20 protein-coding genes are annotated in these 24,356 nt (G+C 61.0%); 6 read left to right on the top strand and 14 right to left on the bottom strand.

Annotated features, from left to right (window positions below; genetic code table 11):
• Positions 1-12 precede the first annotated feature (12 nt).
• The 5 genes from AC3WN8_RS14650 to AC3WN8_RS14630 are packed head-to-tail and all read right to left on the bottom strand — an operon-like array spanning position 13 to position 5,318.
• Complete coding sequence (locus tag AC3WN8_RS14650; protein WP_492670179.1) at positions 13-1,137, bottom strand: tetratricopeptide repeat protein; 1,125 nt, start codon at positions 1,135-1,137, stop codon at positions 13-15.
• 50 nt (positions 1,138-1,187) lie between these two features.
• Positions 1,188-3,203: an FHIPEP family type III secretion protein gene (locus AC3WN8_RS14645; protein WP_492670178.1), complete on the bottom strand. Its 2,016-nt coding sequence runs from the start codon at positions 3,201-3,203 to the stop codon at positions 1,188-1,190.
• Entirely contained in the window at positions 3,200-4,279 is a 1,080-nt protein-coding gene (locus tag AC3WN8_RS14640; protein WP_492670177.1) for an EscU/YscU/HrcU family type III secretion system export apparatus switch protein, read from the bottom strand. Before AC3WN8_RS14640 ends, AC3WN8_RS14645 begins: the two co-directional genes overlap by 4 nt.
• A gap of 2 nt (positions 4,280-4,281) precedes the next feature.
• Complete coding sequence (locus tag AC3WN8_RS14635; RefSeq protein ID WP_492670176.1) at positions 4,282-5,037, bottom strand: flagellar biosynthetic protein FliR; 756 nt, start codon at positions 5,035-5,037, stop codon at positions 4,282-4,284.
• Between the two features lie 11 nt (positions 5,038-5,048).
• Positions 5,049-5,318: a flagellar biosynthetic protein FliQ gene (locus AC3WN8_RS14630; protein ID WP_492670175.1), complete on the bottom strand. Its 270-nt coding sequence runs from the start codon at positions 5,316-5,318 to the stop codon at positions 5,049-5,051.
• Positions 5,319-5,638: 320 nt separating this feature from the next.
• Between AC3WN8_RS14630 and AC3WN8_RS14625 the strand changes: the two genes are divergently transcribed.
• The 4 genes from AC3WN8_RS14625 (at position 5,639) to AC3WN8_RS14610 (ending at position 8,716) form a co-directional block, all read left to right on the top strand.
• On the top strand, positions 5,639-5,845 hold the full coding sequence (locus tag AC3WN8_RS14625; RefSeq protein ID WP_492670174.1) for a DUF5818 domain-containing protein: 207 nt from the start codon (positions 5,639-5,641) through the stop codon (positions 5,843-5,845).
• Positions 5,846-6,021: 176 nt separating this feature from the next.
• Positions 6,022-6,543: a DUF3489 domain-containing protein gene (locus AC3WN8_RS14620; RefSeq protein ID WP_492670173.1), complete on the top strand. Its 522-nt coding sequence runs from the start codon at positions 6,022-6,024 to the stop codon at positions 6,541-6,543.
• Entirely contained in the window at positions 6,543-6,962 is a 420-nt protein-coding gene (locus tag AC3WN8_RS14615; protein WP_492670172.1) for a DUF2924 domain-containing protein, read from the top strand. Before AC3WN8_RS14620 ends, AC3WN8_RS14615 begins: the two co-directional genes overlap by 1 nt.
• Positions 6,959-8,716 (top strand): recombinase family protein, encoded by a 1,758-nt coding sequence (locus AC3WN8_RS14610; RefSeq protein ID WP_492670171.1) that lies wholly within the window; start codon positions 6,959-6,961, stop codon positions 8,714-8,716. Before AC3WN8_RS14615 ends, AC3WN8_RS14610 begins: the two co-directional genes overlap by 4 nt.
• Positions 8,717-9,471: 755 nt before the next feature.
• On the opposite strand, the gene AC3WN8_RS14605 is transcribed toward AC3WN8_RS14610, so the two are convergent.
• Positions 9,472-9,879: a very short patch repair endonuclease gene (locus AC3WN8_RS14605; protein WP_492670170.1), complete on the bottom strand. Its 408-nt coding sequence runs from the start codon at positions 9,877-9,879 to the stop codon at positions 9,472-9,474.
• Here AC3WN8_RS14605 and AC3WN8_RS14600 point away from each other — a divergent pair.
• Positions 9,793-11,520 carry a DNA cytosine methyltransferase gene (locus AC3WN8_RS14600; protein WP_492670169.1) on the top strand — a complete coding sequence of 576 codons (1,728 nt, stop codon included), beginning with the start codon at positions 9,793-9,795 and terminating at the stop codon, positions 11,518-11,520. The genes AC3WN8_RS14605 and AC3WN8_RS14600 overlap by 87 nt on opposite strands.
• Positions 11,521-11,580: 60 nt before the next feature.
• On the opposite strand, the gene AC3WN8_RS14595 is transcribed toward AC3WN8_RS14600, so the two are convergent.
• The 7 genes from AC3WN8_RS14595 to AC3WN8_RS14565 all read right to left on the bottom strand — a co-directional run bounded on the left by AC3WN8_RS14595 (position 11,581) and on the right by AC3WN8_RS14565 (position 23,177).
• A complete protein-coding gene (locus AC3WN8_RS14595; protein ID WP_492670168.1) occupies positions 11,581-12,453 on the bottom strand; it encodes a DUF6339 family protein in 873 nt (290 codons plus the stop codon).
• Positions 12,450-13,358 carry a hypothetical protein gene (locus AC3WN8_RS14590; protein ID WP_492670167.1) on the bottom strand — a complete coding sequence of 303 codons (909 nt, stop codon included), beginning with the start codon at positions 13,356-13,358 and terminating at the stop codon, positions 12,450-12,452. Before AC3WN8_RS14590 ends, AC3WN8_RS14595 begins: the two co-directional genes overlap by 4 nt.
• Positions 13,355-15,199 carry a hypothetical protein gene (locus AC3WN8_RS14585; protein ID WP_492670166.1) on the bottom strand — a complete coding sequence of 615 codons (1,845 nt, stop codon included), beginning with the start codon at positions 15,197-15,199 and terminating at the stop codon, positions 13,355-13,357. Before AC3WN8_RS14585 ends, AC3WN8_RS14590 begins: the two co-directional genes overlap by 4 nt.
• Positions 15,196-16,203, bottom strand: coding sequence for a PD-(D/E)XK motif protein (locus AC3WN8_RS14580; RefSeq protein ID WP_492670210.1), 1,008 nt, complete (start codon positions 16,201-16,203; stop codon positions 15,196-15,198). Before AC3WN8_RS14580 ends, AC3WN8_RS14585 begins: the two co-directional genes overlap by 4 nt.
• On the bottom strand, positions 16,203-18,887 hold the full coding sequence (locus tag AC3WN8_RS14575; RefSeq protein WP_492670165.1) for a Z1 domain-containing protein: 2,685 nt from the start codon (positions 18,885-18,887) through the stop codon (positions 16,203-16,205). Before AC3WN8_RS14575 ends, AC3WN8_RS14580 begins: the two co-directional genes overlap by 1 nt.
• A 735-nt stretch (positions 18,888-19,622) precedes the next feature.
• Positions 19,623-21,395, bottom strand: coding sequence for a UvrD-helicase domain-containing protein (locus tag AC3WN8_RS14570; protein ID WP_492670164.1), 1,773 nt, complete (start codon positions 21,393-21,395; stop codon positions 19,623-19,625).
• A 3-nt stretch (positions 21,396-21,398) separates the two neighbouring features.
• The gene (locus AC3WN8_RS14565; protein WP_492670163.1) at positions 21,399-23,177 is read right to left on the bottom strand and encodes an ATP-dependent nuclease; all 1,779 of its coding nucleotides are present in this window, start codon (positions 23,175-23,177) and stop codon (positions 21,399-21,401) included.
• Here AC3WN8_RS14565 and AC3WN8_RS14560 point away from each other — a divergent pair.
• Positions 23,155-23,691: a hypothetical protein gene (locus tag AC3WN8_RS14560; RefSeq protein ID WP_492670162.1), complete on the top strand. Its 537-nt coding sequence runs from the start codon at positions 23,155-23,157 to the stop codon at positions 23,689-23,691. The genes AC3WN8_RS14565 and AC3WN8_RS14560 overlap by 23 nt on opposite strands.
• A gap of 46 nt (positions 23,692-23,737) precedes the next feature.
• On the opposite strand, the gene AC3WN8_RS14555 is transcribed toward AC3WN8_RS14560, so the two are convergent.
• On the bottom strand, positions 23,738-24,289 hold the full coding sequence (locus tag AC3WN8_RS14555) for a Ros/MucR family transcriptional regulator (RefSeq protein WP_492670161.1): 552 nt from the start codon (positions 24,287-24,289) through the stop codon (positions 23,738-23,740).
• Positions 24,290-24,356 lie beyond the last annotated feature (67 nt).

Genomic DNA, 24,356 nt, shown 5'->3' with positions numbered 1-24,356 from the left:
ACCGGATCGACTCTAATGGATCGTTGCACCTGAGCGACCGGACAGACCCGCTATATAGCCGGCGATCGTCAGCCCCTTTTCGTTGAGCGGCGTCTGCATGGCTTGCTCGACAATCTGCCTTGCCTTGGCTGGATCGTCGCTGGATAGCAGAACCTGTGCGAGCGCGGCTGCGAAGCACTCGCGATCCAGCCTGAGCGCGGTCATGATTTTGCGACGTGCGGCGTCTTGGTCGCCCTCCAATATGTCGATGACGGCGAGCGAGCCATGGGTTTCGGCAAAGCTGTGATCGATCGCCAGGGCATGTTCAAATCTCTGGCGTGCCGCCTTTAGGTCCCCGGCAAGGCAGTGCGCCCAGCCGGCCGCTATCCAGGATCCGATATGATCGCCAAATTGCTGCGCGCCGCGATCGATATCTCGCGCCGCGTCCTCCGGCGCTTGCGCCAGCAGCGCCGACAATCCACGTCCAACCCAGGCGCGTGGATTATGGTCTCGGATCGAAATTGATCGATCGTACAGATGTCGAGCTGTCACGAGATCGCCACTCTGGAGTTCGATCAGCGCGGAGACCGCCAGGCCTTCCGGGTGTTCTCCTGCTTGCTGGGCGCAATGCCGAGCAAGTTCCATGTCTTCCATATCGGTCGCCAGTGTGGCGATCGCCGCCATCAGGCCTGGATCGGCTGGATGTAGCGCCATCACCTGGTGAGCGACAGCGAACGCCCCATCAAAATCGCCATTCTCGTGCATCACCTGCACTTTCAGCATCGCGGCGGCGGGAATGGCCTCAATGGTCCTGTCATCGAGCAGCGGAAGAACGTCATGCTTCCTCCCGACCATGGCCTTTGACCAGGCAAGCCCGAACCGAACGTTCGGATAGTCATGCTCCTCGAGCAATCGCGCCAGTCCGGCCGCGGCTTTATCGAACTCGCCGCGCTTCATTGCGATCATGCCAGTGTAATAAGGACCTCGAAAGTCGATCGGAAGCACTTCGATCAGGCGCGTGTTCAAGGCCTCGGCCCGGTCAAGCTCCCCAATATCGAGCGATATCTCGACTGCTTCGGTCAGGAGGTCGGCGTTGAATGGATCGCTCTCCAAATAGGTCAGTAGTCGTACCAGCTTATCGCTGTCAGTGGCATTCATGAGGCGGTTTCCTCGCGAGAATTCCAGGAGATTGCAAACGCGAGCATGGCCTATCCGTCGATCCTTACAACATCGAATGATGACAGATCGATCCGCTCGGGGATTTCATTGACCGATATGACCGACAGTCTCGGAATTGCGCGCTGTGTCAGAAGCTTCATGGCCCTGCGAATTTCGGTGGCGCAGAGAAGTACCGGATTTCGGCCTTGGCGGAACATCTGTTCGGCGATTGGTGCTATTCGCCTTACCAACCCTTCGGCGGTGCGCGGATCCAGGCCCCTGCCGGCGCTACCGAGATTCGCAGTCACGTCATTTTCAAGCCTTGGGTCGAGGCTCATCACCGAGAGCTCGCGATGCGGCCCCCGCAGTTTGTTGCAGATCGCGAATCCGATCCTCTGCCTCAGCAATTCCGAAAGCTCGTCCGGGTCGCGCTGATTGCGGGCAAGGTCCAGAAGATTCTCGAGGATCAGGTCGAGATTGGCGATAGAGACGCCCTCTCCCAGTAGATTGCGCATCACTCGCTGCACATCCGAAAGCGACAAGATTGTCGGGATGAGGTCCTCGATGAGACTCGGCTGACGTTGGCGGGCCGCTTCAATCATCTCGGTGAATACCGGTCGCGAGAGGAGCCGCGCGGCTTCAGCGCGGATGATGTCCGCAAAATGTGCTGTAAGTGCAACGATTGGTTCGACCACCGAGAAGCCGCGATCCCGGGCATCGTCTGTTTGCGCCGGCTGGATCCAGAATGCCTTCTGGCCGGTCATTGGCTCAATTGTTTCCAGCCCCTCGATGCGAGCATTGGGATCTTTTGCCGAAATCGCCAGCAACATACCAGGATGGCTTGTTCCAAGACCAAACCGGGTGCCGAACAACCGGATCTCATATTCCGAAAGACCCAGCCCATCCCCGTCGAGCACGCGGACCGGTGGTAGAGGAGCACCGAACTCCTGCATATGCGCTCTGCGCACCGCGGAAATGCGATCGAGCAGGCTCCCCCGGTGTTCCTTCCAGGCTTCCGCAAGGTCGCTGCCAAGCAGGATTTCCGGACCATCGGAGCGGGCTTCCTGTGCGAGATCCTCCATCGCGTCGACCGTCATCTCGGAGGGCGCTTCCTCCTGCGTCACATGGCGGGATTGCCACCATGCAAGTGCTATGATCCCGAGGAGAATGGCGATCGGCCATTTGGGCATGCCCGGAAGAAGCATGAGCACGAGCAATGCAATCGCAACGATCCGCGATACTCTGGGAATCGATGAAAGTTGCGCAAACACTTCCGTGCTGAGGTCGCGATCGGCGGACGACCGAGTCACGATGATGCCGGTCGCCACTGAAACGATCAGTGCGGGAAGCTGTGCCGCGATGCCATCGCCGATCGTCAGCAAAGTGAAGTGTTTAAGGGATTCCGACCAACTGAGGCCGAGCTGCAGAATGCCGATCAATGAGCCGGCGATGATGTTGATCAGCAAGATGATGATCGCGGCGATAGCATCGCCTTTTACGAACTTGCTGGCCCCATCCATCGCGCCATAGAACGCGGCTTCCTGCTCGATTTCATGGCGCCGCCTTTGCGCTTCCGCCTGATCGATGAGGCCCATGTTGAGATCGGCATCGATACTCATCTGCTGACCGGGCATGGAGTCGAGCGTGAAGCGGGCGGCAACTTCCGAAACGCGCTGGGCGCCACTTGTCACCACCACGAACTGGACGACCACCAGGATGCTGAACACCACGATGCCAACGATATAGTTACCGCCCACCGCGAAATTACCGACAGCGGCGATGACGTCTCCTGCTTCCGCTTCGGTAAGGATAAGGCGCGTGGCTGCGACATTGATACCGAGCCGCAGCAGCGTGACCATGAGGAGTAGCGAGGGAAATGTCGAGAAATCGACCGGCCGGCGCACGTAGAAGGCCATCAGCAGGATGGTCAGCGCGAAACCGAAATTGACGATGATTGCCAGGTCAACGATCGCCGGCGGGATCGGAGCGAACAGAATGAGCAGAATGGCAAGCAGCCCGCCGACCAGGACGAGATCGCGATTCTGGCGATACAGACGGCCAATCATTCGCGAGCGTCGTCCCGCAAGGCCCTGCGGAGCATGATGTAGATGTCCGCCACCGCTACGAAATGCTTCTTGCCGATGGGATCGCCAATTCGCCCTTCATAATAGAGCGCACGCGCCAGCCTCGGATTACGAATGATCGTGATGCCTTCGCGGCGCGCCGTGTCGCGCATGCGCTTTGCATAGAGATTGCGGCCGCGAGCCTGAACGACGGGCGCATCGGGGCCCTCAGCTCTGTACCGCAACGCTACGGCATAGTGGGTAGGATTGACGATCAGAACATCGGCTCCCTTCATATTGGATCCGGCGCTCGCCTGTTGGAGAATCTCCGCAAGGATCTGGCGACGTTTCCGTTTCTGACGCGGTTCGCCTTCTCTTTCGCGAGCCTCCCTGGTCACCTCACGGCGGCTCATGCGCATCTGTTTGGAGAACTCACCCCGCGCGAGCAACTGATCCCCCAGCGCCACCGCGGCCGCCAGCACTATGAAGAGGAGCAACACTCGACCCGCCGCGCCAACCATCGCGCTGGCTAATTGTCGGCCATCGCTTGCCTGGAGCGCCAGATTGCTGGCCTCGTACCGGATGATGAGAAACGCAGCTATCGAATAAAGCACCAATTTGGAGATACTTTTGGCCAATTCCTTGAGCATTCTGAGCGATAGCAGTCGCTTCAATCCCTTGGCTGGATTGAGGCGTGAAAAATCGGGCTTGAGGGGGGTGGCGCTGAAGACCAGGCCACGAAGCTGGGCAATCTCGATCACGACGACAATCACGAGAATTACAATGCCTGGCACCATCAAGGTGCTTGCAACCGCTGCTGCAGCTCGCCCCGCGGCGGTTTCAACGACCAGAGGCTCCGAGGCGCGGGGAATGATCACGCTGAAATGGCGCCACATGCTTGTTTTCAGGGCATTGAGCAGATCCATACCCGCGAGTTGGGCTGCGATTACAAAGCCGATCAAAGCGGAGAAGAAACCAAGATCCATCCCCCGTGCGACCATGCCACGCCGCCTTGCACGGTCCAGTTTGAACGGCGTTGCGTGCTCGCTCTTGTCCTGTTCTTCGGATTGCTCCGCCATGGTCAGCCCAGCGCCAGCATGGCTTCCAGTGACAGCCTGAGGATACGCATGATCGCGCCACCGGCCAGTCCTAGCGTGACCGGCAACAAGACCATGGTCACGATGGATTTCACCTGAAAACCGAGCAGCAGGACATTCATTTGGGGCAGTGTGCGCGACATCATCGCTATGACGAGGTCGACGAGAAAGAGGACGAGGAGCGCGAGCCCGACAGTGCCGAGGCCAAGAATTGAAACAGTGGCGAAGAAGGCCAGCATTGGACCGATGCCATTCAGCATCGCGAAGCTGCCGACCGGAATCTGGGAAAAGGACGCCGCGAACACCGCAACCAGATCAGTTGGGCCACTCGTGGCGAAGAATATGGCGGCGGTAGCATAAGTGAATAGGGCGCCGATCAAGGGGGTCTGCGCTTTGGTCGTCGGATCGACCAGGAATGCGAATCCGAAGCCGGCTTGAATGTCCAGGGTTCGGCCAGCGACTGCGATCGCGGCGAACCCAAGTTGGAGAGCCAGTGCCATGCTCAATCCGAGCATGAGCTCTCCTGCCGCCATCGCAAGAAACTCGCCGACTTGCCCTGTTAGCTGTGGTGGGTTGCCGGACGAGGCCATGAAGCTCGCCGCGAGCGCAACCGCAAGGAGTACCCGGATCGTCGCTGGTATGCGCATGAGAGTGAAAGGCGGTGCAAAGGCGAAGATGGGGCCGATTCTTAGCGCGCCCAGCAACGCAAGGAGCAACGACCCGGCCGCTTCCTCGATCACTCGCGAATGTCCTAGTTGGCCAGCGACGGAATAGAGAGGAAGAGCCCTTCAGCAAACTGACTGACCTGGCGCATCATCCAAGAGCCGAGGAATATAAGCACCAGGGTCGCCACAATAAGCTTGGGGACGAAGGTGAGAGTCATCTCCTGGACCTGAGTGGCGACTTGCACGATGCTGATGATCACGCCGACCAGCAGGATCGCAAGCAGCAAGGGTGCCGATACGAGCGCTGCTCGCCACAGCATGCCGTCGAGCATCGAAATTGCGCGATCCGCACCCAATGCCTCGTCCTCTTGAAATCCTAAGATGGCTGAGGGTTATAAGGTTGGCGAGGGCGTGGATACGCATCTATCCAATATGGATGCAATTTTCCTAAACAGTTTCGCATGGCTTCCTGTTGTTGGATGGAGGGGAGAATGTCGTCTGTCGCATGGTGTCTCTCGCAGAGGGTTTTTGGTGGTTAAAACTGGCGGCGTAAGCTGGGAGACATCGCCACTCGTTCAAAGTCGCGAGGATCATTCCTTTGGGCGGCTCTCGATCCAATTGCAGGCCGACTCTGATCGCGGGTGACAAGGTTCGAAACCGTTCCTATCTCTCGATAATGAGCATCATAGGAACCAGGATCGAAGAGACCGGCACCCTGCTACGCGGGGAGGACGGCTTCATGCTGAGACGCGATCTCGGTGGTCGTTGGATGCTCGATCTGCACCGCGTGCCGGTCGATCATGTTGAAAAACGCGTCCGCATTTCCGGCGTGGTCGTGGCCGAGGGGCTGATCGACGTCGACGGTGTCGCACCCGACGCCTGACTTACGCACTTTCTTCGTTACTCCCCGATATTCCATTCGACTTCAATTGAAAGTCGAGCATTGGTCGCTGCAGTCAACGGCGGCCGATAGCGGCCGCCTGCCCTGACCGACGCTGATCGGCAGGGCTGTGGGTGGTGGGAGCGGCGCGGTGCCGCTCCGATCACGGAGACACCCGCATGACGAAGATTCGATTGAACGACATGCAGCTTGTGCTGCTGGCGAGTGCGCTACAGCGTGAGGACGGCAGCCTGATGCCGCTGCCCGACAGCGTTGGCGACCAAGCCGGTCGCGCGAAGAAGGCGGTAGAGCAACTGATCAAGAAGGGCCTGGCCGCAGAGCGGCCCGCCGCGACCAAGGCGACCGCCTGGCGCGAGGATGGCGACTCCCGGTTTGGCGCTGTCATCACCGACACGGGCCGCACCGCCATCAACGCCGAAGAGCAGGACGGAGAGAGCGGCGAAGGTGGGGCGCCGCCAGTACTCGGGCCAGTGGGCGCCCCACGCGTAACCAAGCGCAGCCTGCTGATCGACCTGCTCAAGCGCGAAGGTGGCGCCAGCCTCGACGAGATGATCACCGCCACCGGCTGGCTGCCGCATACTACGCGCGCCGCCATGACCGGCCTGCGCAAGGCCGGCATGGATGTGACCAGCGACAAGGTGGGCGGCATCCGCCGCTACCGCATCACCGAGGCCGGCTGATGCGGGCCTTGCTCGACGAGCAGCTGGCTGCGCTGGTGACATTGTCGCTGGCGCAGCTGCGCATACGCTGGACCGAGGTCTCGGACGGTCCGGTCCCGCGCGTGAGCGCCGGGCTGCTGCGGCTGGCAATCGCCTATGCCCTGCAGGAGCGCGCCCATCGTGGCCTGTTGCGCCACGCCAGCCAACGGCTGGAGCAGTTTGGTAATGCCAAAACCAAAACCTCCGATGCCCAGCCCGGCATGCGTCTGGTCCGTGAATGGCAGGGCAAGCTGCATGTTGTCATCATTGGCGAGGATGGCGCGGTGATGTGGAACGAGCGGCGCTGGCGCTCCTTGAGCGAAGTCGCCCGCGCGATCACCGGCACCCGCTGGTCGGGACCGGCATTCTTCGGTCTCAAGCAGAAGAGGCAGGCGGCATGAAACAGCGCTGCGCCATCTATACCCGCAAATCGAGCGAGGAGGGGCTGGAACAGGATTTCAACTCGCTCCATGCTCAGCGCGAAGCCTGCGCCGCCTATGTGATGAGCCAGGCCAGCGAAGGCTGGTCGCTTGTCGACGATATCTATGATGATGGCGGCATATCGGGCGGCACGCTCGACCGCCCTGCGCTCAAGCGGCTGCTTGCCGATATCGCGGCAGGCCGGATCGATATCGTCGTGGTCTACAAGGTCGACCGCCTCACCCGCTCGCTGCTCGACTTCTCCAAACTGGTCGAGGCATTCGATGCGGCAGGTACCAGCTTCGTCTCGGTCACCCAGTCGTTCAACACCACCACGAGCATGGGCAGGCTGACGCTCAACATGCTGCTCTCATTCGCCCAGTTCGAGCGCGAGGTCACCGCCGAACGTATCCGCGACAAGATCGCCGCCTCCAAGGCCAGGGGCATGTGGATGGGTGGCACGCCGCCGCTCGGCTATGAACCCGATGGCCGTACCCTCGCCATTGTCGAGGAGCATGCAACACTCGTGCGCGATATCTACCGGCGCTATCTCGATATCGGCAATGTCCGGCTGGTGGCGGAAGAACTCGAACGCGAGAATATCCTCTCTCCAGTCCGGGCGAGGAAATCGGGTGCGACATTCGGCGGATGCCGGTTCACCCGAGGGCAGATCTACGCGATCCTCTCCAATCCCATCTACATTGGCGAGATCCGGCATCGCGGAAAATCCTATGAAGGGCAGCACCCGCCGCTGATCGAGCGGGAGCTATGGGACAGGGTTCAGGCAAAGCTTGCCGATCATGTCCGTGGAGCCCGCACCGTGCGGCAGGCAAGCCCGAGCATTCTTGCGGGCAGGATCGTCGATGAGGCCGGGGACCCGCTGGTTGCCAGCCATGCCCGCAAGAAGGGGATCAGCTATCGCTATTATGTGAGCCGGGCACTCCAGCATGGCGTATCGGCAAAGAGCAACCATGGTTTCCGTATCCCGGCACGCGAGATCGAGGCACTGGTGATTGGCGAGGTGAAGAGCCTGTTCGCCGATCCGCTCGATATCGTGGCACGGCTCAAAGCCGACATCGCGCCGCATCGCATCGGGGCTGTGCACGAGGCCTGCACCCAGGTGACGCAGGGTCTGGCGACGCGGCAGCGGGCAGGGCTTGTCGACCTCCTGCTGCAGGTTCGTGTGCTGCCTGGGCGGGTGGAGGTCGACATTGATCCATCCGCCATCGCGCAGCGGCTGGGGATCGAGGCGGCAAGCGACATGGCAGCGATCACCCTCATCACCTCGGTGCGGCTGACGCGCACCGGGCGGGTGGTGCAGCTCGTACAGGACAATGGCCGCGCCGCGACATCCGAATCGATCGATGAGAAGCTGCTGCGCCTTGTCGTGCGTGCACGCCGCTGGTGGGGGATCCTGCTTCAGGGTGAGGTAACGATCGACACGCTGGCGGAGCAGGAGGGTGTGACCGCCTCGTGGATGACCCGGGTCGTGAGGCTGGCATTTCTGTCACCTGCGGTGGTCGAGGCGATCCTGGCCGGCACCACCAGGGCCGGGGTGGATGCTGCATTGCTCACCGCCACTGGCGGCGTGCCCGCCGGGTGGAACGCGCAGGGAAGGATGTTTCTGGGCCGTGAGCCAAGTCGATGTATCGCCGTGCAGACGCATTTGATGCAAAAAACTGCCGATACTACTGAACGGTTGCCAGGTGGTTTCCCGCGACGGCGGCCTGCATAAACTGGGCTGAGTTCCTATATTGGCCTTGCACGGGAGGAAAAATGACAAAGATCAAATGCTCAAGGAACGAGACAGGCTGCAGGTGGTCCTGGAAGCATATCAGGTGAGTGATCCCCGGGGCGCTCTCGGTGCAGAACCGCCCGGTGAAGGGCCCGACCCCGACCGTCACATTGGCCTGAAACGCAGGATTTCTGAGCTTGCCAGAAAGCTGGAAGCTTCAATCGGCACGATCTGAAGGAAACGGTCGAACCCACGTGTTTGGGCGATTCTCGGAGCCCTTCACCTCGGGCGACGAATCGAAATAGCGGAAGAGGTCAGGCGACTTAGCTCGGGATTTGCGCGCCATGATTGTAGCTAGCAACCTTTGTTGTGCCGATGCCACATTCGTCTGACAGAGCCACCCTGTTACATAACCACCCCTCCCGTTCCCAGCGATGGCCGCAGGATCGAGCCTGGAACGCGGAGCTCGATCGGCAGGGAGCATCAAAAGGCGAATGATCTGTTCCGAAAGAAACCACTCGACTTCGTCCGCGAACGAAGCGAACTGGTCCGTCATCGAATAGAGGGAAGCGCAGGAATGAGGCTGGTGCACGCTGCAGGTGCAGTGCAGATCTGGGAAGTTACCGAAGCATACGGCAAGGACTTCTACGTCTATCGCGCCGGAAAACTCGTACGTGTGTGCCCGTCACTTGGCATGGCCCACGAAGTTTCTGCTTAGTTCGCGCGCCGTGAAGCGCCTTCGCTCGTAACGGCGATCACGTGGCCGGAATCTCGATCTCGTTTCGATCTGACCGTAGCCAGTCGGCAACCTCGTCGGCCACCGCGCCTGCGCCCCTCGCACGGATGGAACATTCCCAGACCGTCGCCAGGCGCCAGCCTGCATCGCGAACAAGTGCGGCGTTCCGGATGTCTCTGGCAACGTTCTGCTCGAACTTGTTCACCCAGAATTCCGTCCGGGTAGCCGGCGTCGTGGCGTAGCGGCATTTCTGATGACGATGCCAGAAGCAGCCGTGTACAAGCACCACGGCATGATGTTTCGGCAGTACGATGTCAGGCCTGCCCGGCAGTTCCCTGACATGCAGCCTGAACCGGAAGCCACGCGCATGAAGCGCGCGACGCAGTCCGACCTCCGGCTTCGTGTTGCGAGCACGGATGCCGGCCATCATTCGCGAGCGGGTGCGGGAATCAACGACATCGACCATGCGATTTCGACTTTAACTCCCTGGCGCGCCTGGTATGTAGACCCCCGGCATGTCATGAGCAAAGCATTCGGTTTCAAGGTAGTCGACCTCTTTGCCGGGCCGGGAGGTCTTGCCGAGGGGTTTTCGCGTCTTGTCGATGCAGAGGGCAACAGGCCCTTCGAGATAGCCCTGTCCGTGGAGAAGGAAAGCTCTGCGTTCTCGACACTTCGCCTCCGGAGTTTCTTCAGACAGTTCGGCGCGGCGGTCCCCGATGCGTATTACCGGTATATCGCGGGCGAAATCGGACGCGACGAACTGACTGCGCTTCATCCCGACGAATGGGCAGATGCCTGTGAGGAAACATTACAGCTCGAACTCGGGGCGCCAGGGTTCGAGGACAGGCTCTTCCCGCTTCTCGACCGCATCAGAGACGACGCATCCGGCCAGACCGTACTGATCGGTGGTCCACCCTGCCAGGCATATTCGCTGGTGGGGCGATCACGGAACAGCGGCAAGAGTGGCTACAACGCATCCGATGATCACCGGCACTACCTCTACGAGCAGTACATACGCATCATCGGACGGCTTCAGCCGGTCGCGTTTGTCATGGAGAACGTCAAGGGCATCCTGTCCTCGAGGGTGAATGGCGAAGCGATCTTTCCGCGTGTTCTGGCCGACCTCCGGGCTGCTGGCGGCGGCTCCGACAGCTATCGGCTGCTGCCACTTGTATCTCGCCAGGATCGGCGTGGAAGCGAGCATGTTCTCGAGGCCGAACGCTTCGGGGTTCCGCAATGTCGCCACCGGGTGATCCTGTTCGGTGTCAGGGCGGATGTGGCAGCGAACATCGAGAGTGACGTCGTCACACCAACTCTGAGGCCCGCGCTCAGTTCGACAACGGTCTCGGATGCAATCGACCGGATGCCCGAGTTGCGCAGCGGGATCAGTCGCGGATCGGACGATCCGGGCGACTGGCGCGAGACGGCCGAAGCTGCCTTCAGAACGGCCGCCGAGGCAGCATTCGCTTATGAGGACGAACTGCTGGATGGGGTTGCCGAGCAACTGATGGCCCGCGCCGTCGAGCTGGGTTCGATTTCGGAGGTTCCGCCTCGCCGATCAACCTCGCTTGCGCCCGTAACAAATAATGAACTCGCTGCGTGGCTGACTGACCCGAAACTGACTTCACTGCCGAACCATCATTCGCGCAGCCACATGGCGGGCGATCTCGCCCGATATGCCTTTGCCACAGTTTTTACCAAGCAGGTCGGGAGGTCGCCAAAGGCTGGCGAATTTCCGGACGAGCTCGCTCCCGATCACCGCAACTGGCGCTCGGGCAAATTCTCCGACCGGTTCCGAGTCCAGCGATGGAATGCGCCTTCGACAACCGTCACAAGCCACATTTCCAAGGACGGACATTATTTCATTCATCCCGACCCCTTGCAGTGCCGAAGTCTGACGGTACGCGAGGCTGCCAGGCTTCAGACCTTTCCGGACAATTACCTGTTCGAGGGAAACCGGACCGAGCAATTCATTCAGGTCGGCAATGCCGTTCCGCCACTTCTGGCCGTTCAGATAGCCGAGGTCGTGAACGAGGTGCTCCAGAAGACAGCAGCGCGCCGGGGCTGAAAGTATCGACCTGCGAGCGTCCGGGTCTGTCGATCGGCTGTCGAAGGGGCAAGGCCCAGCTCATCGAGCCCGCCAGATCGCCCAGCTTCTTTTAGGCTTCGGCAGAGGCGCCGGATCCTCCTCTCCTTCTCCCTCACTGGCAATGCCGACTGTCTGACGAACCCAGTGTCCGGCGAGTTGCGGGGACGTGGGAGCGGGAGCAGCAGCATCGAACAGCGTATCGACCATGCCGGCAAGTTCATCTTCTTCCAGAAGTGACAGCGCCTGTATCTCGTTCCGGATTCGCAGGCGCAGCGTTGCCAGTCGCATGACCGCTTCCATCTGCCCGCGCCCGATCCGCGCCGCGCAGCGTACCCAGCCCTCGGCCAGTGCACGCGCAAGGATCGGGTCGGCACCGATGCTCGGACGCTCGGTGATCTGGACCAGTGCATCCTCGGTAAGCTGATCGAGAAGGCCCCATCGGTCGGGGTGGCCTGCGCCCCGGTCGAGGGCCCGGGCGCGCAGCCAGACCCGCTGAAAGCAGTTTCGCACGCCCCCAAGGTAGCGCTCGCGCGATCCACCGAAGCGCCAATGGACGATGTCCGGTGCCAACGCGACACCGAAAAAGCACCAGACGTCATCGCGCAGGGCTTCGCCCGACTGAAACTCGGGCACAGCTGCCATCCATGGCGCGAGGGCCGCATCGAAGCCGGCAAGTTCACCACGACGGTCGGTAGAGCCGAACCCGAAACCCGTCGCCAGATCTGCGAGTCCGCCTCGAAGTTCGCGGAGGCGGGGAGGCAGGATTGCGGATCCGCCGGTCGCTGCGTAGCGTGTCGCCCCGGGCAGGGCTTCTGCGGAAAAGCCTCCCCAGCGGAACTCGCCGGCAGCAAATAACTGGTCGAGTATCTGCTCGGCGGCAGGTGCTGGAAGTCGCGGCAGGAGCGTGATCATCTCTCTTCCACCTGCTGTTCGGCGAGGGCCAGGATGGACGCCCTGAACAGGCCTGGTCGATGTTCCAGAAGCGCTCGGGCATGGCTGGTGCTTCGCCCGGAGAATGCGTTGCGCACCCAGTCGGCCGCTTGTGCGCCGAGTGATCCCTCGCCGCAGCTCTCGATGATCGCAGCCGCATCGGGGTCGCGTACAAGCGCCTCGCAGACCTGTCCCATGACATCGGCCATCAGGCCACGAAGGATTTCGGCATCCTCTGCCTCGATCCGTGCGATCAGATCGCGGTGACTGCTGTTGAGGTAAAGCCGCAAGGCGCCATGAAAGTCGCGGGTCCAGTCGTGCGGAGACCAGTCAAGGTACCAGGGGGCGTGGCCGGCAGTGCCACCGAGCAGGGACGAGAGATCGGCAACCTCGATCGGCAGTCGCGGCTCCTCGCCCTCCAGCCTGATGCGAATGGTGTCGCTCCAGACGCGGTCACCGGCACGCCGGGGTGACAGGTCTCCGCCGGTGAAGTGGTCCCGGGCGAGGACCAGATTCACCTCGAGATCGATGAGGGAAGAAAGGTCGCTGCCATCGACAATCGTCTCGAAGACGGTGACGGGCTCCTCCGCGGTCAGCAGGCGACGCTCGCGGGTGATCATGGCGCGGGGAAGGCGTCCAGACCCCGTCCCGATGCGCAGTGCAGCAGTCAGATGGAGCTGGCCGACCTCCATTTCCAGGTCGTCAGCTGCTCTGTCGAAATCCACTCCGACGGAGCGACTGAGACGCACGGGAATCGAAGCGTCCCAGTCGGCGAGCCATTCCCCCGCTTCTGCCATTTCGGTGTCGCCGACCGCCACCTTCCATTCGGAGGCGAGCACCGATGCAGGCTGCAACACAAGAAAGGGATAGGCGACACGCTGGCTCATGCTGGATCCGCCTGAAGAATTCTGACCTCGAGTGTGACGGCACAATCCGGCGGCACGCTGACAAGGATCTCGAACCGGCCCTCGGCTCCCTCGAGACGCAGCGTCGATGTCTCCTGGTCAAGGGTGCCATCGGCTGCGCGGATCCGGATGACTTCCGGCCGATCGAACGACTGATCAAGCTTCGCTGCACTGCCGTCCATCGAGATTGATGCCTGAGCCACAAGCGAATGCCCGGAGCGCTCTGCGTCCTGCTGCAGTTCGGTTGAGAAGACCGCGATTGTCCTTCCGTCCTCACGAAGCAGACGCTCGAACAGCGGACGGGAAGCGCGAGCACGACGTACGGATGGGCCGCCACCGCCACCTCCGCTGCTGCGGCGCTGTTCGCCAGCACCATCTCCGCCGATAGTGGCAAGTGCGGCGCCAAGGCGCCCTGCAACGCGCGCGAGTGGCGGTGCGTCCGACTCGCCCGGAAGGCGTGCCGACCCGGTCTCGCCCATCTCGCGAGCGGCAGCGTCGAGATCGCGCAGCGCAACCCTCACGAACGTCTTCGCGTGTCCTCTCTCCATGTTCCCCGGCACCCAGTCGTCGTGTGCCGGGGGTTCGGACAGGGCAAAGGCGCGCTCGACCTCGTCATCGCTGTCGGCAACGAACACGCCAGCCCACTCGAACCGCTCATCCGGGATCGGGCTGCCTTCGAGGTAGCGGACGACAAGCTCGACCGGACGCATGAGCGCGATGTGGTGCGCCGCAGGGGGAAAGAGGCTGCCGCTCGCGACGATGGGCTTTCGTTTGCTCCTGAGGCCCTTCTCGAGCGCAAGCCGGCCCAGCGTCTTGATCGGCCGCTGACAGCTTACCGGCCGGACGTCGTTACCTTCGCCCTTGCGCGCGGCCCGCATCGCCTTGCAGTACAGATCCAGCGGCGGAAACTCCTCTGGGGCAGGAACCGCAAGTTCCTCGTCACCTGCCACGACCCGGCAGCTGAACCGCTTCTTCTTTGGCGCACTGCGCATCATGCGCGGCCAGAAACTCCAGAGCAGCCCCTCGATTATGCGCTGGCCTATGACTTCCAGACTTTCGCCCTCGGTTTCGAAGTCGAGGATCATGATCGACGTGCCCGGAAGGCTCTCGTCGCGCAGAGGAAAACCGATGGCGGCCGAAAGCGCTGCGGCATCGTCGCCGAGTGCCGGATCGGCAATACCATCCGAGGGATCAGTCACTCCCCACCAGTGGCGACCGGTATACTGACGGAGCATACCCGCTTCCTCGGTTCCGAAGCGCGATCCGATGTGACAGCCTATCAGCCGCCGTTCGTATTCTTCGCCTTCACCGGTTGCGGTATCGACGAAAATCGTTCGGCAACGGCTTACGCCATACAGCGCGGCCTTTCCGAAGCCATAGGTCCCGCCGCCATGATCGGTATCGCGCGGCGTGCCGATGTTGCGAAGGAAATTGATGAAATCGGTGTGCTTGACGCCAACCGGAATGCGGTCTGCGCGTGTGGGGCCGCCAAGACCTGTGGTGCCAAAATCGCAGATTTCCAGAACGACGGGATCCTTGCGCGCGAGAAACGCCGACAGGCTGTCGCGCGAACCCGTCTCCTCCGGGATCTCAGCCAGGAGCTGTTCGCGGAAACACCCGGCCTCGGCATCTGTCAGGCTTCGCACGCGGATCAGAATTTCCGGTCCGGTCTTGAGCTTTGCCGCATCGGCAATGTTCTGAACAGCTTCGCGAATGACCGTCTGCAGCTGGCTCAGGGCTGGGGTGCCGAGGAGACGAAGGAAATTCTCGCCAATATTCCCGGTCACTCCATAGGGCTCACTGTGAAGGTTGAAGCGTATCATGGCACGAACATTCCCTCGATCGCCGACAGCTGCGACGCTTCGATTTTGAACTCGCCGGCGCCGGAAAGATCAACGGAATAGGAGACCCGGGAAACGCCCGCCGGCGCTTTCCTACCCGGAAAGCTTGTCGAGACAAGGCGCGGAAAACCGTCAGTGACCGCGTAGAGCGCCTCCCCTTCGAGCCGGAAAGCCAGAGAGTTCCATTCGGGGTCGTTGATGTCCGTGCATCCGACGGCAGCAAGAAGGGCCCGCAGCTGATCCGGCCTGCTGGCACGCTCGATCACGGCGCGTCCGAGACTCCCCACCGAAAGCATGGCGGATGCAGAAGCCTCGAGCTCCAGATGCTGGAGGAAAAGGTTGCCACCTGCCGGTTCGGTGAGCTGTTCGAGACCGTTGATGGTGATGTTGCTGCGCCCCTTGCCCATCGACACCTTCACCTCAAGCGCATTCGAGCCGCGTGCAAAGTCGTGACGATCCATCGCAGGGCCGCGCCAGCTCCTCCAGGCGTCGGCCGACCGGTTCAGCAGGCGCTGAAGCACGAGAAGCTCGCCAACAAGGCCGGCTATCCGCGTCTGCGATATCTCGGTGGTTGTCGGGCGGACAAGCAGTGCCCGAAATTCCTCGATCGTCGATCGCGCCGCGCTAAGGCATTTTTCCCCTGTCGCGATCCGAGAGAGAATCTGATCGGTGACCTCGGCAAAGACCTTCTCGAGGTCGCTTTCGAGACAGGTCAGGTCAAGAAACCGCCGGGGCTGTCCGGCCTCCACATAGTCCGAAACCCGCACATCAAGTGCGGGCGCGCTCGCAAGCGAGCCCTTTCGATCGCCAGCGCCCAGCGGCAGGAGGAGGCGTGCCTGGCCCCTGGAGCCAAGAGCAAAGCGGATTGCCCCGTCGCCACTTGCAATGTCCGATACCCGGGTAGGTATGCTGATCCCGGACGGCTCGTTGCCTCCGGCCCGAAGGAGACTCCAGCTGGCCCGCGACGTCTTCTGCGACGCTTCCATCACCGGTCAGCCTCCGCCGCACCGGACCTGCCCTCTTCGGCATCGACCATCTCGACGTCCGCAGCCTCCTCGGCTTCGATGCGTTCGATATCCTCTACCGAGTCGCCAGCCAGCTCGACCGCAACGAACTCGCCGCCTTCGGTTACGCTGCCCGGAAACACGATCGCAATTCCCAGAACGTCGGTTGCAGCGTCCAGTGCGACGCGGTTCGGACCCGGCCTGGTCGGAGGCGACAGCCGATCTATCGGATACAGCAGGAGGAGCGGTCGCTGGCCAAGCTCTTCCCTTCGCAGATCCTTGAGCTCGTCCCAGCCGCGGCCGGCCGGAGCCTTCCCGGCGCAATCAAGCCATACATCGGTTTTCGACATCAGCGCCTTGATGTCCGCAGTGGAGCTTCCGTCGTTCAGGCGCGCGCGGTTCACGAGGCCGACCGACTGGAGCGGCCCGATGGCCTTCGTTGCCTGCCGGCCTTTGCCCGATGTCACGACGCCGACATTCCATGTCGAAAGCCGCTCGTCGGCCTGACGAAGGAACGGCAGGAGCACTGCAGGCTGCAGTTCGGCATGATCGGGATGGAAGCGGTAACGCTCCAGAAAACGCAAGACGAGATCGCGCGGAACATCCTTCCACAGCGGTGCCGCCCATCCGTCCACCTTCAGACCGGCGTCCGTGGCAGCATCGAGCAGAGCCGACGCCTCGCTCCAGTTCCCTTCGAGTTCCGTCTCGTCATGGTGACGGAAGCGGAACGTCTGACGGTGCGTGCCCCAGTAACTTATGGCGCATGTCCTTGCCGCGCGCATCTTGGTCGCGCCGGTGATCGCCATGCCCGGGATGGCCCGGATCCGCACCGCGATATCCATCGGCGTCTTGTTCTCGTCATGGTAGCGCCCGATGTCGGCGCGGATTTCCCTCTCGACGCGCGCAAGGCTGCGGAAGGCCAGTTTCAGGTCGAGAGGCATCCAGATCCGGGGAAGATCCTCGTAATTCTTCCGATAGCCGAACCAGCGTCCCATCTGCAGCAGCGTGTCATACTGCCGCGCTCCGCGCATGAAGTAACTCACCATCAGGCCGTCCAGCGTCAGTCCGCGCGCAAGAATGGAGCCGCCGGTGACAATGTAGGTACGCGCAGGCCCCTCATAATCGATCCGGTTTTCACTCACCCCGTTCTCGACCGGGAATTCGAGGGTCTCAAGGACCGATGGGAGATACTCGAATATCTCGTCGAGCGTGACCGCCCGTGCTGCCGTGATGTCCGCCGGCAGCCTGTTCTGCTCGCTGGTCCAGGCTGCGGCAAGCAGCCTGCCTTCCTCGCTGGAGGGATTGACCAGATCCGGGCGGATCGTGTCCACCCACTGGCTGACGGCATCCGCAATCCGGTTGTGCGCGACGACATATGCGGAGGTGTGAACGAGCATCGTCATGTGCTCACCCGCATCCCCGCGCGCGCGGCGAACAGCGCAGCAGGCCAGAAAGTAGCGGATTGCCGTTGCAAGGCTGGGTGCAACCGGAGGTTCGAACGAGTCGCGATCCGCGACACTGACCGGTTGCATGACCTGCTCGTCGGCGTCCGGAATCTCCCGGATCATGTCGAGCCCTTCTTCCTCCGGAAGGACATTTTCGGGGTCGTCAGGTATGCGGCCGAAGAGCTTTTCCGTTCCGAAGTAGTTCGGCGATGACGGCAGCGCGGTGATGAAATCCCGCGGGTACAGATCATCGAGGACGCTTTCCTTGATATCGAGGGCCTTGTCCTTGATGACGTCTGTCCGGAATGGATCAATGAGGACATTGGCAAACGGCGTCGCGGTATACCCGACATAGGAAACGGCAGGAATCATCGAGAGCAGCTGGCGGATGTGCCCATTGATCGCGGCGACGTCGAACTCGCCCCTGCCTGCGTTGACGCTTGCCTGATCACACTCGTCATCGATCACGAGAACGCGAAGGCGCTTCAGCGCGAGCGCGTGCGTTCCCTTCACGGCAATCTTGAGCTGCTTGAGCGGTGCCGGGTTCTTCTTCACCACCGCCAGCTGCGACTTGTCGGTGTGCGCGAGGAATCCACCCTGCGGGGGCGCCCGGAAGTCGAGATGTTCCACATTCGGGGTCAACTGCTGCCACTCGATCGGATGTCGGGATACGAGATCGCGAAACATCCGCATCTGGGTCTGGAACCGAAGCTTGTTCGTGAGGCCTGCCAGGATGATCACCGTGTCGTAACCGGCGTCGAGTGCCTTTGCCATGACTGCGGTCATGTTGGCGGTCTTGCCAGACTGTACATGACCCAGCACAAGGCCGCGGCACTGGAAATCGTCCTTTTTCGGGTTCTCCAGCAACGAGACAATTTCGTTCGAGGCTTCGTCGATGGCCTCCACATCGTCTTCGTCCATGCCCTTCGAGATCAGGTAGGCCTTAAGCGCCGGCCAGTGCCTGTCACTCGGCTTCGATCCGAAATACCACCGCTCGCGCTTCTGCATCACGGAGTGCCGGTGAAGGATCTCGACATCCTGCAGCTGCCTGGCCACTGCCGCGCGGGCCTCGGCAATTTCGTCAGCCATGTTCGTGGCGAAATCGGGCACGAACGTCGAAAGATGCTTCACGACTGCGGCGACCGCCTCGTCCAGACCCTTGTGACGAGGCAGCTCGGACAGAATCTGCCCTGCGATTGAATCGACCTGCGGTCCCGGCATTCCTACCCCCCCATGCAACAAGGCTGATCTGCGGGCCACGCTGCGAATCCGCTGCCGGCCACCGAAATGCCTTCGATCTTTTTTGACTGGATTATTACCGAAATGACAATCCAGCGCTGAACGCGCCTTACGGCTGAATCCTTGCAGAAATGAGAGGATCGGGCACTTCAGGCTGCAAAAAAAGCCTCCAATCCGGATCAAATTGCTTTGTCGGAGTGAACTGCGTCAGTCAGCAAGTGGACGAAATCATCTCCCTTCTCGACGTCCGGACTGGAGCCGATCTCCTTCGCGGCCATCTGGCCGCTGGCATTGACCGTTGTGGCGCTTCCGCATCTCGCTGGATTTAACCTTTCATACGGTCGACTTTCACCGCAGAATTCTTGCAATGGCCCCGAACGATGTGCGCGGCCAGACAGAACGCGGAGTGCGAGATGATGAGCCTGGAGTCGAAGACTGACACAGAAATCGACAACTGGATTCGCAACCACGAATCCTAGGGAATCACATTCTCCGCACTTTTTGGGCAGCTTCTCGAGGAGCGAGCACGACGCGCCCAGACAAGGCAGAAGCTCAGCTTCGATCGTTCGCTGGAGCATCTCAAGGGCGCCGCGATAGCTCAGACCTGTACGACTTATGGTGCGCTGGCCTCGGCGAGCGATGTCGAATGGTCGAAAGCGCGTTATCAAATGAATGGCGCGAACGGCCACCTCGATCGATTGCTCGATATCCGCCCATTCACGGCACGACATTTACGCCTGCCGGACCAAGGAACATGCTCGGCGGATTGCCGTAACGATCCTGTTCGGCGACATACATCAGCAGTTTCCGGGCTCGCGTCACGCCAACGTAAAACTGGCGCTTTTCAGCCTCGATCGCTTCGGGAGTGCGGGCGCGATAGAACGGGAACGTTCCGCTTCGCAGTCCAATCAACGCAACTGCATCGTATTCCCGGCCCTTGGCATAGTGGATCGTCGATAACCGCAGCGCACGGGTCGGGCTGGCAAAGAGCCCCAGATCATCAATGCTCAGGTTGGCCGTGTCGATCTCCTGACGGAACATATCGGCCTTCATTTCCTGCACTGACGCAAAGAATAGGCCCGCTTGCTGCGCGCCAACGTAGTCCGCGTCCTGTAGAATACGCCCCGTGCTCGTGGACATCGCGTCAAGCCACGCGAGAGCACCGCCACCGAGGGCGGCAAGGCGCTCAGCCTCCCGCAATAGCCGGATGATCACGCGCCTTCCGTCATATGAAAAAATGTCCAGTCGTGCGCTGCCGGTGAGTTCTTGCACTGCGTGGAACAACGCTCGTTCAAGTTGGTGCGTCGTCTCGGGGCTGGGGTCAGTAACCGCGCCGCATAGCTGTTCGGCCAACGCTGCGAACAGGCGGGAACGACGGTAGGGCCGAGCACCTGGGCCTACGACGGGCGTCCCGAAGTCGCGGAGCTGTCGCGACAATGCGATGAGCGACTTCCAATCCTTCGCCAAAATTGTCGCGGACCCGATTGGTATGTCCTGCGCCGCCAAGGCTGGCAGAAAATTCTCAGTGATGGCGGCGAAGGCGGACACGCCTCGAACGAGAAACGGCTCGACCGGATAGTTTCGATCGTCGCCGACGGCCACCATGGCAGGCGCGCGAGCAAAAAGCCGCTCGGCGTGATTCACGACGCGCTGACTGGAGCGGAAATTACCGAAGAGCGATAGGTCGGTTCGAGCGCCAATGTCATGGGCGAATGGCGCGACCAGCTCTGGCCGGGCGCCGGTGAAGCCAAAAATCGACTGAGCCAAATCACCGACCGCAAAGAACCGTGACCGACCCGTTCGATGGAGCAGCCGCAGGATTTCGATTTGAAGTTCGGTGGTGTCCTGAAACTCGTCGATAAGGAACCAAGGGTATCGAGCGCACAGTCCCGCGGCGATTGCCGGATTGTCACGCAGGAGCTGATAGGCTCCGTAGATGATGCTGTTGAACGTGATGTAGCCGCGTGCCTGACACTCGGCCCAGAAGAACGGCGCTGCCCGGGCGACCGCTTCGTTTTCGGCGGCCTGACCGACAATTTGCCCATTGGAATCGAGGGACAGATTCTCGAAGGCGTCCAAGTCGTTGATCGTCAATTGCAGAAGATTTACTCGGGCCGCCGCAGCGTTGCAGATGACGTCAAAATCGGGGTTCTCGCGAGTCAGAATGCGTCGGCCAGCGGCCAAATCCTGCCTCAGCCAACCAAACGGTCTGACCACGTCGTTGAGGCAAAACGCATGGATGGTGGAGACGGCAAAATGGCGCTCGTCGTCAGGCTGCATCTGCTCCCGCGTGCGCTGCTCGATCTCCTGAACTGCGGTGTTTGTATAGGTGATGCAGCAGATTTGCTTGGGCGTGCCTCGAACGCCCTCGATCTCCGCGACCAGCTTGGCGATCAGCGTGCGCGTCTTTCCGCTCCCCGGACAGGCGGTGAGCATCATGTTGCCGCCGTGGGCGACCGCCGCCGCCTGCTGGGGAGTAAGACTGGTCACGACTTACTCCCGTAGCCAGTTCACGGCGTCGATGATGTATTGAGGAAGTGCGCCCGCCTGAGCCACGTGGCGATTGGCGACCTGAGCGAAGCGGCCTTTCCCGAAACGCTTTGCCGTCCGTAGCACCTTGTCTTTGATGGCTTCGGTCACGGCGCCACCGAGAAGTTGCTGCGTTTCCAGATCACCGCGAATGCGTGGCGCGCCCAGATCGGCCGCCGTCGCAATGAGCATTCCCAGATTCTGCTCGAGCGTGATTTCGCGCTCGAATGTCGTCGCGCCGACATATACGCGAACATACGGGCCTACGAGTTCGGCCAAGTTCGGTCGGATCGGCACGTCGTCACCTTCCGGGACTGCTTCCGGCTGATCAGCGTCGCCAACGATGGCGCATTTCTTGGGTAAGCAGCCTTCTGCGAACAGCCGCGAGAACGGGCCGAAATGGACACCATGCACGGCGACAACGGATATGCCTTCTCGTTCAAGGTCAACGCCCATCACCTGCTTCACGAGCGACGGTAGGAGGATCAGTTCTGCTGCGCCTTCAACGAGCATCACGCGCCGGGCAAACAGTAGGTTTGACTTCGTGGCATCCAGATACCGCTCCAGGTCGTGGCGGTCGTTTTCGGTGAGGTTGGGCGCGCGGCTGGGGACCGCTGCGAGCGATGACTGCCCCGGTCGCTGTGTCAGCACGACATAGGACGACAAGGGCGCACCTGCCGTGACCTGCGTACTGTGCGTGGTCGCGATCGTCTGGAACGGCAGTCCGCGAATGGCGTCCATCAACGTCGCCTGAAGTTGCGGATGAAGGTGCGCTTCGGGCTCTTCCACAAGGATCAGTTCACCGGCCGACTTTCCGGCTGCTGCGCGCTTGCGGAACTGCTCAATCAGGATGGCGATGTAGAGAATGTTATTTAGCCCCAGGCCGTTCCGGCGAGGCTCGAACTGGCTCACGACCGGGTTCGACAACAGCACGATCAGGTTGCGGATGATCGATTGAAATGAGGGGGCCGAAAGGCCCAGCTCAATTCCAAGATCGAACGCTGGTCCGGTGACTTCGGTGAACGCCCGATCGATGGATTGCGCGATTGCCCTCACTGTCGGCGTCGCCTCAATGAGGTTGTTCGCGTTGCGAACCGCATCAACGATTGTCTGCTGCTCGACGACGGCAATGTCACTGGCCTCCACGAGGCGAAGCAACGGGGATCGGCGTGGCTGCTGCAAATCCCCTTCTACGTCGCGTAGGGCTGGCAGGAACACGACGAGGTAAGATTGTAGATATTGTAGGCCGACTGAGGTCGCCCCCAACTCGTCGTTCTCATGGTTCCACGCGATGTGCGTCAGGTCGATCGCCGGGTTGCCACCGCCGAATAGCTCCCAGCTAAAATCGTCCAAGGTCAGCGGGTGGCCCAGCGCTTGCCGCGCGATCAGGTCACGGATCGCGCGCTTGGGGCGAAACCGATAGAAGATCCGTGCACGGTTGGGCTCGATCTGCGTCCCTTGAAGGAGCGCTTCCTCGTTTTCATTGCCCTGAAAGCCGGTGAACTCGACGCCAACGAAAGCCTGAAACGGCTGCGTCTGATCGACGGTGCAATAAATATCTTCCTTCGTTAGCGATCGATAGGCGGAAGAGAGCCCCACATCGAGGCAAAGACGGATCGCATGGATGAAGGACGATTTGCCGGTGTTGTTCTCGCCAATGACGAGTGTGGTGGACTCCGCCAAGGGTACGTCGACGAATTCAATCGCCCGAACGTTTCTGATGACGACTCTGCTGACGCGCATTTCATGGTCCTCCCCGACCTTGGGCGGACGTTATCCCCTGCGGCGGCTAAGTGTCACGAAAATGCTGGAAGCGAGGTCTGGTCCAATTCAGCCAAAATGGACTGAATTCAAACCGCTAGATGGCGTCAAACCAAGTCGCGGACCCGCACAAACAGTTCGCCGGCGCGAAAGGCGCGGGCCACTTTGCGCTGGACAGGCTCAAACCGGATTCGTTTCGATAAGCCCGAACATCCGCTTCTATGTCGTCGGGCAGTCCTTCCAGAAACTTCAACAGGACAGCCGGCCACTTCAACATAATGTTTCGCTGCTGCGCCATGCTCACCCCCATTTTCCGCGATTATTTCTGACGCACTTGCGTGCCTTGGGAAAGGTTGATCATCGGCGCTACTCATCCAAGGCCAATCAGCGCGAGCGTCTGCTTCAAGCCTCCAAATTCTCTAAAGCTGCCAGCTTGGAACCGGCCCACAAATTGCCATTCTGCGTCAAGTTTGGGAGCGATGCAGAAAGAACATGACTGAGTGATCGTCGATACGATCACTCAGCCGACCAGGCATCCCCGCTCAAACTATTCCGAGCTTTCGCCTCGTCGGTTTGACGGATTTGGGAGCACTGGCCGTCGACGCCGCAGTCTTGGATGCAACCTTCATCGGCGCTGCCGGTTTCTGTGCAGGCTTGTGACCCAGCCCGATCTTCTTGGCCATGGCCCGGCGCGCTTCCGAATAGCTCTCCGCCACCATCGGATAATCGGGTTTCAGATTGTAGCGCACACGATACTCCTCAGGCGTCAGGCCATTGCTGCTCAGATGACGACGCAAGGTACGATAAGGCTTGCCATCGATCATCGAGATGATGTGATCTTTCGACCCCAGCGATTTCCGCACCGTCACCGCGGCGGTAAATTCGGGCGCGGCTTCAGCGGCTACAGGCGCGGGCGCTTGTGAGGCGGCCAGATCGACCACCGCGCCATGCATAGCTTTGAGGAAGCTGGGCACATCCTCGGCGCCGGCCCTGGTGTTGGGATTGGAGAGCCAGGCCATGGTCAGATCGGCGGCGAGCGCGACCGCACCGATGCTGCGAGCTCCGGCCTCTGCATTATTCTCGGTGTCGGACATGGTCTGCCTCCCCACAAATTCGTTTGGAACGACTTTGATCCAAAGCGGACCAAATAACCAGAGGTGG

Source organism: Sphingobium sp. FW305-3-2-15-F-TSA7 (assembly GCF_058787155.1).
This window is presented reverse-complemented; position numbering and strand designations above follow the sequence as displayed.

Excerpts from the sequence above, each read along its gene's own strand:
- AC3WN8_RS14600 (WP_492670169.1), top strand. The coding sequence starts at position 9,793 with ATGCAGCCTGAACCGGAAGCCACGCGCATGAAGCGCGCGACGCAGTCC.
- AC3WN8_RS14580 (WP_492670210.1), bottom strand. The coding sequence starts at position 16,203 with ATGGAAGCGTCGCAGAAGACGTCGCGGGCCAGCTGGAGTCTCCTTCGG.
- AC3WN8_RS14590 (WP_492670167.1), bottom strand. The coding sequence starts at position 13,358 with ATGAGCCAGCGTGTCGCCTATCCCTTTCTTGTGTTGCAGCCTGCATCG.
- AC3WN8_RS14595 (WP_492670168.1), bottom strand. The coding sequence starts at position 12,453 with ATGATCACGCTCCTGCCGCGACTTCCAGCACCTGCCGCCGAGCAGATA.
- AC3WN8_RS14565 (WP_492670163.1), bottom strand. The coding sequence starts at position 23,177 with ATGCGCGTCAGCAGAGTCGTCATCAGAAACGTTCGGGCGATTGAATTC.
- AC3WN8_RS14625 (WP_492670174.1), top strand. The coding sequence starts at position 5,639 with ATGAGCATCATAGGAACCAGGATCGAAGAGACCGGCACCCTGCTACGC.
- AC3WN8_RS14615 (WP_492670172.1), top strand. The coding sequence starts at position 6,543 with ATGCGGGCCTTGCTCGACGAGCAGCTGGCTGCGCTGGTGACATTGTCG.
- AC3WN8_RS14620 (WP_492670173.1), top strand. The coding sequence starts at position 6,022 with ATGACGAAGATTCGATTGAACGACATGCAGCTTGTGCTGCTGGCGAGT.
- AC3WN8_RS14650 (WP_492670179.1), bottom strand. The coding sequence starts at position 1,137 with ATGAATGCCACTGACAGCGATAAGCTGGTACGACTACTGACCTATTTG.
- AC3WN8_RS14555 (WP_492670161.1), bottom strand. The coding sequence starts at position 24,289 with ATGTCCGACACCGAGAATAATGCAGAGGCCGGAGCTCGCAGCATCGGT.
- AC3WN8_RS14645 (WP_492670178.1), bottom strand. The coding sequence starts at position 3,203 with ATGATTGGCCGTCTGTATCGCCAGAATCGCGATCTCGTCCTGGTCGGC.
- AC3WN8_RS14640 (WP_492670177.1), bottom strand. The coding sequence starts at position 4,279 with ATGGCGGAGCAATCCGAAGAACAGGACAAGAGCGAGCACGCAACGCCG.
- AC3WN8_RS14585 (WP_492670166.1), bottom strand. The coding sequence starts at position 15,199 with ATGATACGCTTCAACCTTCACAGTGAGCCCTATGGAGTGACCGGGAAT.
- AC3WN8_RS14605 (WP_492670170.1), bottom strand. The coding sequence starts at position 9,879 with ATGGCCGGCATCCGTGCTCGCAACACGAAGCCGGAGGTCGGACTGCGT.
- AC3WN8_RS14560 (WP_492670162.1), top strand. The coding sequence starts at position 23,155 with ATGACGACTCTGCTGACGCGCATTTCATGGTCCTCCCCGACCTTGGGC.
- AC3WN8_RS14575 (WP_492670165.1), bottom strand. The coding sequence starts at position 18,887 with ATGCCGGGACCGCAGGTCGATTCAATCGCAGGGCAGATTCTGTCCGAG.
- AC3WN8_RS14610 (WP_492670171.1), top strand. The coding sequence starts at position 6,959 with ATGAAACAGCGCTGCGCCATCTATACCCGCAAATCGAGCGAGGAGGGG.